General features: G+C 37.8%; 7 protein-coding genes and 1 tRNA gene. 6 read left to right on the top strand and 2 right to left on the bottom strand.

Features of this window, described 5'->3' with window-relative positions; translation table 11 throughout:
• Positions 1–210 precede the first annotated feature (210 nt).
• Both MUW74_RS03260 and mutS read right to left on the bottom strand, forming a co-directional pair.
• Positions 211–283, bottom strand: a tRNA-Gly gene (locus MUW74_RS03260).
• 71 nt (positions 284–354) lie between these two features.
• On the bottom strand, positions 355–2976 hold the full coding sequence (gene mutS, locus MUW74_RS03265) for a DNA mismatch repair protein MutS (protein WP_243518776.1): 2622 nt from the start codon (positions 2974–2976) through the stop codon (positions 355–357).
• 210 nt (positions 2977–3186) lie between these two features.
• Here mutS and MUW74_RS03270 point away from each other — a divergent pair, with 210 nt between their 5' ends.
• From MUW74_RS03270 to MUW74_RS03295, 6 genes are all read left to right on the top strand, one after another.
• Entirely contained in the window at positions 3187–4386 is a 1200-nt protein-coding gene (locus tag MUW74_RS03270) for an ankyrin repeat domain-containing protein (protein ID WP_243518774.1), read from the top strand.
• 707 nt (positions 4387–5093) lie between these two features.
• A complete protein-coding gene (gene uvrA / locus MUW74_RS03275; protein ID WP_243518773.1) occupies positions 5094–7937 on the top strand; it encodes an excinuclease ABC subunit UvrA in 2844 nt (947 codons plus the stop codon).
• 127 nt (positions 7938–8064) lie between these two features.
• Positions 8065–8643 carry a DUF6452 family protein gene (locus tag MUW74_RS03280; RefSeq protein WP_243518770.1) on the top strand — a complete coding sequence of 193 codons (579 nt, stop codon included), beginning with the start codon at positions 8065–8067 and terminating at the stop codon, positions 8641–8643.
• Positions 8624–9385, top strand: coding sequence for a DUF6048 family protein (locus MUW74_RS03285; RefSeq protein WP_243518752.1), 762 nt, complete (start codon positions 8624–8626; stop codon positions 9383–9385). Before MUW74_RS03280 ends, MUW74_RS03285 begins: the two co-directional genes overlap by 20 nt.
• Positions 9386–9522: 137 nt before the next feature.
• Complete coding sequence (locus tag MUW74_RS03290) at positions 9523–10134, top strand: signal peptidase II (RefSeq protein ID WP_243553066.1); 612 nt, start codon at positions 9523–9525, stop codon at positions 10132–10134.
• Between the two features lie 10 nt (positions 10135–10144).
• Complete coding sequence (locus MUW74_RS03295) at positions 10145–10729, top strand: lipoprotein signal peptidase (protein ID WP_243518738.1); 585 nt, start codon at positions 10145–10147, stop codon at positions 10727–10729.
• Positions 10730–10826: the final 97 nt, after the last annotated feature.

A 10826-nucleotide genomic window follows, 5' to 3' on the forward strand; every position in this document is an offset into this window, starting at 1 on the left:
CTATTTCAGCTGTAAGGGGCCATTTCTGATTGCAACTATTTTATAAAGAGCGTTTTTTCTAGAATCGCTATAGTATAGTCTTGAACGCATACCTTTTTCACTTACTTTAAAGAGCTTTTTTATTTATTGCTCTACTATAGAGTGCTCAATGGATGTTTTTTGCGATAATTACGATAACCTAAAGTCTAAATTATCAATTACCTTCGGAAGAGCGAGAAACGGGACTCGAACCCGCGACCCCGACCTTGGCAAGGTCGTGCTCTACCAACTGAGCTATTCTCGCCTATAGGGTTTACACTAGACCAAATTTAGTTAAAGATTCTTTTTTTTCAAAATAGTTATCTGTTTTTGTGCCTATTTATTACAGTTTGTAACCATATTTTTGATTTCATTTAATTTCAATAAGGCTTCTACCGGCGAGAGTCTATCCATATCAATAGCCTCTAAAAAAGCTTTAAGGTCACTTAAACCTTTGTTTGGCTCATTTGGCTCAAAAAGTTTCAGCTGATATTGCTCCTTAGGCAGGTTTTCAATCTTTTCATCGACCTTACCTACTTTGCCACCTACTTGCGATAAATGGGCCAATATGGCCCTAGCTCTTGCTAAAATCATGGCCGGCATACCGGCCATTTGGGCTACATGAATGCCAAAACTATGCTCACTACCTCCCGGAACTAGTTTATGTAGAAATAGAATCTTCCGATCTATTTCCTGAACCGCTACATTAAAATTTTTAACCCTAGGGAGTTCTTTGGCCAATTCATTCAACTCGTGGTAGTGGGTAGCAAAAAGTGTTTTAGCCCTATAGCGCGAATGGTTATGCAAGTATTCTACCAATGCCCAGGCAATAGAAATCCCGTCATAGGTACTGGTACCACGTCCTATCTCATCCATCAATACCAGGCTACGATCACTAAGGTTATGCATAATACTGGCTGTTTCAGTCATCTCCATCATAAAAGTAGATTCCCCTTGGGCCAAGTTATCAGATGCACCTACTCTTGTAAATATTTTATCTACCACACCAATTTGTGCCGAAGTGGCTGGTACAAAAGAACCCATTTGTGCCATTAATACCGTTAGGGCAACCTGACGCAACAAGGCTGATTTGCCAGCCATATTAGGCCCCGTAATCACTATGATTTGTTGTGCCGATGGGTCTAAATAAATATCATTAGGGGTGTAGGTTTTGTCTACAGGCAAACGCTGCTCAATAACAGGATGTCGGTTACCTTTAAGATTAAGTAGCTTGCCATCATCTATTATAGGCTTGGTATACTGGTGCTCAGTGGCCTGTTTAGCAAAAGAAAGATAAACATCCAATTGGGCAATATGTTTTGCATTTTCCTGAATAGGAGAAATATAGCTTATTGCTTCTGTTACTAATGCTTGATAAAGTTGTTGCTCTAGCAGCTGTGCTTCCTCACCTGCATGTAACAGCTCCTCTTCATACTGTTTTAAGTCTTCTGTGATATAACGTTCTGCACCAGCTAAGGTTTGTTTGCGCATCCAATCTGCAGGCACTTTATTTTTATGGGCATTCGGTACTTCTAGGTAATAACCAAATACGCGGTTGTAAGCAACTTTTAAAGAAGGGATGTTGGTACGTTTGCTCTCCTTTTGTTGCAATTCAACCAAATAATTTTTACCATCGTAGATAATTTTATTTAAGGCATCCAACCGATCATTGACATGAGGCTGAATGATGCCCCCTTGATGGGTCAGTATAGGAGGATCTTCCTGAAGGGTATGTTGAATACTTGCTACCAAAGCATGACAGTGATGGAGCTGTTCTCTAAAGTTTTGTAATAAAGAGAAGCCAGTAGCCTGCAATGCGGCTTGGATAGGTTCTACCTGCTCCAATGCTCTTTTTAGCGCCATCATCTCCCGTGGATTCACCCTGCCCACCGCTACCTTAGCTATAAGCCGCTCTAGGTCACCTATCTGTTTCAAATGACTGACCAATAAACCTGCTAAATCAGGATCTTCTACGAGATAGGCCACGATATCTAGCCGTTTTTGAATGCGTACTACTTCTTTAAGAGGAAACAATAGCCATTTTTTAAGCAAACGTCCCCCCATTGAGGTAACCGTTCTATCTAGTATTTCAATAAGTGCCGTTCCGCCCACCTGCTGTGGCACCATTAATTCCAAAGCTTTAACGGTAAATTGATCTAACCAAACATACTGATGTTCCTCTAGCCGGATTATCGAACGAATATGTGTGATTTTTTTATGCTCATTTTCTGATAAATAATGCAAAATAACCCCAGCTGCTACAATACCTACAGGGTAATCTGATACCCCAAACCCTTTTAAGGACTGAGTACCAAAATGACCATTCAGTAAACCATAAGCATAGTCAAACTGAAAAACCCAATCTTCCATTGCATAAGTATGCACATTACTTTGCCCAAAATCATTCCACAAAGCCTCTTGTTTTTTGTTAAAAACAATTTCCGATGGTGCCAAATGATGCATTACCTTTTGCAAGTAATCGGTATTTCCTTGCGTAACAAAGAATTCTCCGGTAGAAAGATCTAAAAAAGCCATACCAATTAATGCTTTGTCAAAAAAGATAGCGGCTAGGTAATTATTAGCTCTTGTATCTAAAACCGCTTCACTAAAAGAAAGACCCGGCGTAACCAATTCTGTAACCCCCCTTCGTACAATACCCTTGGCTTGTTTGGGGTCTTCCAACTGATCACAAATCGCTACCCGATAGCCCGCCTTTACCAATTTAGGCAGATAAAGATCTAGCGCATGATGAGGAAAACCAGCCAACTCCACACTAGCAGCCGATCCATTGGCTCGTTTCGTAAGGGTAATATCTAGCACCTTACTGGCCTTAACCGCATCTTCCAAAAAGGTTTCATAAAAATCACCTACTCGAAATAGCAACAATGCCCCAGGATATTTGGCTTTAATAGCGAAATATTGCCTCATTAATGGCGTTGGCTCAACTAATTTTGACATAGAAATAGAAAAAATATATTATAAACATTATCACTGAGATCAAGCTACCCAAAACCAAAATTTCAACTATAACTTACCTAAAAAAGCAAGGATAGTATTGGTGCAATTTAGTTTTTTTAGCACGGATTGCTTAATTTTGTCAAAAGAGCGCTTTTAAGATAAAGGCACTTATAAGCTTACTCAAGATTAATAGTTAGAAAAAAATATATTATGAAAAAACTTAATCTGAATCCTAAACCATCTAGTTTGTTTGCAACAGGCATTACGATTTTATCTCTATTGGTTGGGTTGCAGGCTCGCAGTTGTGGAGGCACAGCCGGGCATAAAGCAAGGAACATGAGTTCAGAGATATTTATCAGGGATCTAGCCAATCTAAGAGATATTACTATCTCAGATGAAAAAGGTCGAACGCAATTGTTCGCTTCCGTAAAAACAGGAAACCATGACCACGTAGCCGCTATATTAAATCGCTTTATAGAAGATATGAAATCAGGCTACAAGCATGCAAACCCAGATTTCCTAAATGCACGTGACCCAATACGTGGTACAACACCTCTTGAGGGGGCTATAATACGGAAAAGTCTGAAAATAATCCAGCTTTTTCTCAATTGTGCATACAATATAGGCGATGAGACCATTAAGCCTATAAAGATTGATACTGTACATCCAGGTTCAGGTAACACACCGCTACATTATGCCCTTGAAACAAAAGACCTGGATATAATAAAAGAAGTAATACAGGCAGTAATGCAAGAAAACCGAGATTTATTATCTGCACAAAATAAAAATGGAAATACAGCTCTGCATCTTGCAGCAAGATATGGGCTAAGAGATATCCAAATTAAATTAACTCAAGTGCTTCCTCAGGATAAAATTTGGATAAAAAACAATAAAGGCCAGGGTCCAGTAGATATCGCAATAAAAAATAATCAGACACATTTGATATCATTCCTTCCTAAAGCACCTCCAGAAAGATTTAAAGAAAAAAATAAGGATGGTGAAACACTACTTCAAGTAACTGCTCGCTTGCACCTATTAAACGCGTTTCAAATGATATGGCTAAGAATAAAAGCACTGGACGAAGGTGAAGCTATAAAGCAACTTTTTGAGAAAGATAAAAAAGGCAAGTCTGTATGGATGAGCATCATATTATCATCAAAAGCAAAAAAAATACTAAACATCAATGTATCACCTATTATCTATCAAGATAACATTAAAATGTTCGAGCATGTCATAAAGTTGGTAAAAGATAGCTTAGGAGGAAAACAATGGAACTCTATCTTAGACGATATTACTCATCTAGAAAATAAAGGTTACATGGGAGGTGGCATAAATAAAAAGTATGCTGATGAATTGCGTCTAATAGTAGAGAAAGAAATGAAGAAAGCATATAATATAATGCTATCGTAGCACGCTATCAAAAAAGAAACAACACCCTCCTTCTGCATTCCGATCAGTAAGTACCCTGCACAGCAACCAATAGTAACACTAACTGCCCCAATGTATTAGACCTGCCATATCAACATCAAGGGCTATTGCTTAAGTAATAGCTCTTGATAAATATTTGTTAATCAACTGCTAAATAATAGTTTCTATGTAATGCTATCGTAGCAGGCTAGCAAGAAAGAGACAACACCTCCTTCTGCATTCCGATCGGTAAGCACCCTACACAGCCAACAAGCCAAACAAGGCTACCAGTTATTAGCCTATTTGCCAAAACCTATTTGCGATAAGCCATTTTTAGGAGAAGCGCAGTCGAGCACTAAGAAATACACTTTACCTACCCACTAAAGCCAAAACCTGAATTGGCAGATTCTTATAATCCTTATAAGGTCGATAAGTAGCAATGATATTATTTTTTTGAAAAACTTGCTTAATCCATGCAAAAGATTGCGTTGATCCTGTAACAGGATAGCGTCTTGTGCTGGTAGATAGTTAGGAATAGTTAAGCGCAAGCAGTCTGGTATAGGCTGTCATCTTTTGCATTTTATAACATATATGCCTAAAATAGGAGCTTAATATAAATAGAGCTATCTATTCTCGTATATAACTAGTGTTACAGAATATGCTAACCAGGCCGCATTTGACTAAATTTCTTGAGCTATATGCCAGACAACATGGATACAAAACAGCCCAATCATGCTTCTAAAGATCTATATGGTTTTGATTATGTAGAAGTTTTGGGTGCAAGGACCCACAATTTAAAAAATATTGATGTTGTTTTTCCACGTAATCAACTGGTAATTATTACAGGTGTCAGTGGTAGTGGCAAATCCTCTTTAGCCTTTGATACCATAAATGCAGAGGGGCAAAGGCGATACAGGGAAAGTTTTAGTGCCTATGCGCGGGGTTTTTTGGGTAGCTTAACCAGACCAGAAGTAGATAAAATCAATGGGCTAAGTCCGGTTATTGCGATTGAACAAAAAACAACCAACCGAAATGCACGCTCTACGGTTGGAACTACTACAGAAATCTATGACTTTATGCGTTTGCTTTTTGCACGAATAGCCGACGCCTATGCCTACACTACGGGTAACAAAATGGTAACCCAAGATGAAGAGCAAATCCTTGCTCATCTATTACGCACCTTCTCTAGAAAAAGAGTTACCCTAATGGCTCCTGTTGTTAGAGGCAGAAAAGGCCATCATCAAGCATTGTTAAAACGTTTGATTAAGTTAGGTTTTAATAAAGTTAGAGTCGATGGTGCCATTATTGAATTCACAGATAGCCTAAAGCTGGCCCGCCATAAAAAACATGATATTGCTTTGATTATAGATCATATCTTAATAGACCTAAAAGAGCTAGATCGTATCAAAAATGGATTGCAACTGGCTATAGAATATGGCAAGGGAACATTATTAATAGTAGATCCTGAGCAAAAAGATCACTATTTTTCTACCTATTTAATGGATGAAGAAACCGGCCTAGCTTATGATGCACCAGAGCCCAATCTTTTTTCTTTTAATACACCGTACGGGGCATGTGCTAGCTGCGATGGATTGGGCGAAATTACCCAGATAGATGTCAACACGCTTATTCCAGATAAAAGCATCAGTATTCAAAATGGTGCCATTGTACCATTGGGTCCTTATAAAGTATCTTTATTATTCAAAAAGATAGCGGCTCTACTAAAGTTTTTTCAATGTCAAATTACCGATCCTGTTGAAACATTGCCTCCAACTGTATTGAATTTGTTATTGTTTGGTAATATTACACCCTACCGCTCTGTGCTTATTGCAGATTGTGTTGAACCTTTTGAAGGTATTATTGCTGCACTTATCAAACAACAAGAACGTGAAACAGTTACACGGAATGGTAGTCCAGAAGAGGGGTTTAGTTACACAGCTATATGCCCAGATTGTCAAGGAACTAGACTAAACCCAATAGCTAGGTCTTTTAAGATTCAAGACAAAAGTATTACTGATTTGGTTGCAATGGACCTAGATGCCCTCAAAAAATGGTTTGCTGAGTTACCTGCGTTCTTGACAGCAAAACAGCAAATCATTGCACATGAGATTGTAAAAGAAATCTTGAAACGACTACAATTTTTAATAGATGTTGGCCTGCATTATGTACATCTTAATAGAAGCTTAAGTACCTTATCAGGAGGGGAAGCGCAACGCATTAGATTGGCCACACAAATAGGTACCCAATTATTGGGTGTGCTCTATATTCTTGATGAACCAAGTATTGGCTTACATCAACGCGACAATGGGCGCCTTATCAGCGCTTTAAAGGCACTTAGAGATATAGGCAATACGGTACTTGTAGTAGAGCATGACAAGGAGATTATGTTGGCAGCGGACTATTTGATTGAAATAGGGCCTCAAGCTGGTGCTTATGGAGGGGAAGTAGTTGCAGCGGGCCCCTTAGTCCATTTTTTAGCACAACCTAGCGTCACAGCTGAATTTTTAACCCAAAAAAAGCATTTTGCTTTTTCAGCCAATCGCAAAACAGGAAATGGCAAAACTGTAACCATTACAGGATGTAGCGGAAATAACTTAAAAAATATCACTTTAACGATTCCATTAGGTTTAATGATTTGCGTAACAGGGGTTTCAGGAAGTGGCAAATCTTCTTTGATTCGTAAAACCCTCTTACCTGTTCTTAAAAAACATCTCTACAACAGTCAGGCTACACCATTACCTTATGGAGAAGCGGTTGGCTTAACCCACATTAATAAAGTTATAGAAGTTAGTCAGTCACCTATAGGCAGAACGCCCCGTTCTAACCCTAGTACCTATACCGGTATGTTTACTGATATACGTAACTTTTTTTCGATTTTGCCAGAAGCTAAAATTAGAGGCTATAAGCCAAGTAGATTCTCTTTTAATCTAAAAGAAGGTCGATGTAATACTTGTGAAGGAGCGGGTATTCAGCGTATAGAAATGGGTTTTCTACCAGAAGTATATGTAAAATGTGATAGTTGCAAGGGCAAAAGATACAGTCGGGAAACCTTGGAGGTGCAGTATAAAGGTAAATCTATTGCCGATGTCTTAGATATGACGGTATCCAATGCGATGCCTTTTTTCGAAAGTCATCCATCTATATTGGTTAAACTCCGAACCTTAGAACAAGTCGGGCTAGGGTACATTACCCTGGGGCAACATGCTACTACTTTATCAGGTGGAGAAGCACAAAGGGTCAAATTAGCGACAGAACTAGCTAAAAAAAGTACCGGAGATACACTATATATCCTAGATGAACCGAGTACCGGTTTGCACTTTCAAGATATTCTAGCTTTATTGTCTGTTCTAAAAAAATTAGTAGAGCAAGGTAATACGGTACTAATTATAGAACACAATATGGATATTATAAAAGTAGCAGACCATATCATTGATGTTGGACCCGATGGCGGGCGAGATGGAGGCCATATAGTAGCGCAGGGTACGCCAGAAGCGATTGCTATGGTAGCAGAGAGTCATACAGGTTATTGTTTAAAACAAGAATTAAACCTATAGTATTTTCTGCTAAACGCGCTGTTTGCTTGCTATATTTTTAACACGTAAATTTATAAATCCATTCAGTCCTGCGCTAAGACTATACACAAAAAGAAAAAACGCTCCTTTATTATAACTTTTTTCGTACATGCTTGTTTCTTTTTTAGTTGCTTCTTCCCTGGCCAAATATCTCCGAAAAGCTTTTATTGGCTTGTTTCTAGGCTTGTTATCGTGTAAAGACTTTAAAAATTGGGAGAGTAGATATGCCTCCCAGGTAAACATTAAATTTGAGGTAGAAAAAGGTGAATTTAACCCAGAATTACCCCAAAACTTGCAGAGTCTTAAAATTGAAAAATTGTTTAAGGAAAATAATCTAATTGCGTTTTTAGCATCAGACAATAATCAACTTGTTGAAATTAAAATAAGCCATGATAGCGTTAGTATACCTTTAAACCCAAATGCTGATACCGTAAGCTTTAACCTAGCATCTAGGGGCACTAAGCATAAGACTATGTATTATCAGACAGTGACCATTCGCTATGAACGCAAGGCCTCCTTGATTTCTCCTGAAGCTGGTGGACTGCAAATACAATACCTTATTAAGGAGATACAATTGCATACTATGCCTAATACTAACCCTATTTTTAAACGATTTAGCATCGAATCGGCCGTGCCATTGCAAGTAGATACAAAAGAATCCAAAACTCATGTTACGTTATATTACTAAGCCCTTTTTTTATATAGTTTTTTCGGTTACCATTCCTCACTATTTAGTAGCTAATGATCAATTACTGCCAAATACCATTTGGCCAACTACTGGTTATGTTGGTGCAGATGTAGCCAAAACTTGTGTGGGTTGGTACCAAAAAACAGGTCTTGCGTATGAACTAAATGGGTCTATTGATTTTAGTCGTATTTTATTTGATTTGGACTATGGATTAGGGGCAATCCAGCGTGACAGAAGGAACCATAAAGGCTCTTTTGCCTCTGCTGATGGTAAATATTTTAGAATAGGTTTGGGGTATAATTTTTTAACACCAACTCCAGCACACAATCAATTTTTTATAGGATTCCGTTATGCTAAAAGTTTCTTTGATTTTCAAATAAAAAGTAATAAACTACAATGCAATCACGATTCAGCTGACGATTGTTCTAAAACTAAAAAATGCACAGAGGTACCTATTATTTTCCAAAATAGAAAAGATGCGGCAATAGCCCATTGGTGGGAAATTGTAGCAGGGGGTAAAGTGGCTCTGATTAGTATACTATCTATTGGCTGTACAGCTCGTTATAAGTTTAACAAAAAAATAAAAAATAATTTATATATTTCTCCATTTGATATTCCAGGGTTTGGATTAGCAGAATTTGATCATGCTTTTGGCTATAGTCTATATGTTGCATTGCGTATTCCACTACAGAAAAGCAAAAAAGCTGGTTATGAAAATACCAAGGGAAAAAGTGCAACTTAATTTTTTAATGCTAAATCATTATGTATCTACTCAGCACTGCGGTAGCGCTTGATTTTTGGGTCACTTTTTTATCGAGCATAAAAAATTTTTTTACTAAAGTTGTAAGTAGACACAAAAATATTACACACTATTCTATCATGAAAAGATATGCCAAATACATTCTAGCATTGTTGCTCATCATCCTTGCAGATCAAGGATCCAAGCTTTGGGCTTATAGCCACATGCAATTAGGTCTAGATCACCATATTAAAATTCTGGGTAACCTATTTAAGTTGACTTATGTTTTAAACTATGGCATGGCTTTTGGGTTGCAGCTTGGCTTTAAATATGGTAAGCTTCTGATCACCTTTGTTCGTCTTTTTGCTTCACTCTATGTTGCCATTCATATTGTGCAATCATTAGCTAAGCCAACTCATCCTCTTTGGACTTGGGGGTGGATAGCTCTTTTAGGTGGTGCTATTGGCAATAGTATTGATAGCATTTTTTATGGTGTTTATTTGAATAATGCTCCTGCTGATGCCCCTATGAAGTGGTTCCATGGCCAGGTAATTGATATCATTCATATTGATTTTTGGTCTGGTCTTATTCCTAGTTGGGTACCTATTTGGGGAGGACAAGAGATGTGCTTGCTGCCTATTTTCAATATAGCAGACTTAGCTATTTTTTTGGGATTAGCTTTTATTTTTTATTCTTTTAATGCATCAGCTGCATTAAAAACAAATGACCAACTAACTGACTTTATTGCATAAAAGTGGCTATATGAAGCAATTTTTAAAATATTTTTCTATTACATTTTTAATTATTCTTGCAGATCAAGCCTCCAAGCTTTGGGTCTATGCTAATATGGAGATGGGTATAGATGAGCAAATTAAACTTTTGGGAAATATTTTTAAGCTTACTTATACATTAAATCCTGGCATGGCTTTTAGTATCCATTTGGGTTTTAAGTACGGCAAGTTATTGATTACTATGTTTCGCCTTTCGGCTTCTTTATATATCTGTTGGTATATTATTCAATCTGTCAGAAAAAGTGCCCCTGCTGCTTGGATCTGGGGGTGGGCCTTGGTTCTAGGCGGCGCTATTGGCAATAGTATTGATAGCATTTTTTACGGTGTTTATTTGAATAATGCTCCTGCTGATGCCCCTATGAAGTGGTTCTATGGCCAGGTAATTGATATGTTGCATATTGATCTTTGGTCTGGGGTGCTTCCTAGTTGGTTACCTATTTGGGGGCATTACTATATATATTGCCTTCCTATCTTTAACATAGCTGATGTGGCTGTATCTGTAGGATTAATCATGGTTTCATGCACATTTTATCCAAAAACTGCTGCTAAACATTAAATATCTGTTCACAACACTGGTAAATAACGCATTTCTTATGACACTTTTTTCGTAGCCGTTCAGCGCATTGGTAAAGATACGTAGAAAAAGCAAAAAC

This window comes from Candidatus Cardinium sp. cBcalN2, from assembly GCF_022810445.1.
Lineage (GTDB): Bacteria > Bacteroidota > Bacteroidia > Cytophagales > Amoebophilaceae > Cardinium.

Excerpts from the sequence above, each read along its gene's own strand:
- mutS (WP_243518776.1), bottom strand. The coding sequence starts at position 2,976 with ATGTCAAAATTAGTTGAGCCAACGCCATTAATGAGGCAATATTTCGCT.
- MUW74_RS03270 (WP_243518774.1), top strand. The coding sequence starts at position 3,187 with ATGAAAAAACTTAATCTGAATCCTAAACCATCTAGTTTGTTTGCAACA.
- uvrA (WP_243518773.1), top strand. The coding sequence starts at position 5,094 with ATGGATACAAAACAGCCCAATCATGCTTCTAAAGATCTATATGGTTTT.
- MUW74_RS03280 (WP_243518770.1), top strand. The coding sequence starts at position 8,065 with ATGCTTGTTTCTTTTTTAGTTGCTTCTTCCCTGGCCAAATATCTCCGA.
- MUW74_RS03285 (WP_243518752.1), top strand. The coding sequence starts at position 8,624 with ATGTTACGTTATATTACTAAGCCCTTTTTTTATATAGTTTTTTCGGTT.
- MUW74_RS03290 (WP_243553066.1), top strand. The coding sequence starts at position 9,523 with ATGAAAAGATATGCCAAATACATTCTAGCATTGTTGCTCATCATCCTT.
- MUW74_RS03295 (WP_243518738.1), top strand. The coding sequence starts at position 10,145 with ATGAAGCAATTTTTAAAATATTTTTCTATTACATTTTTAATTATTCTT.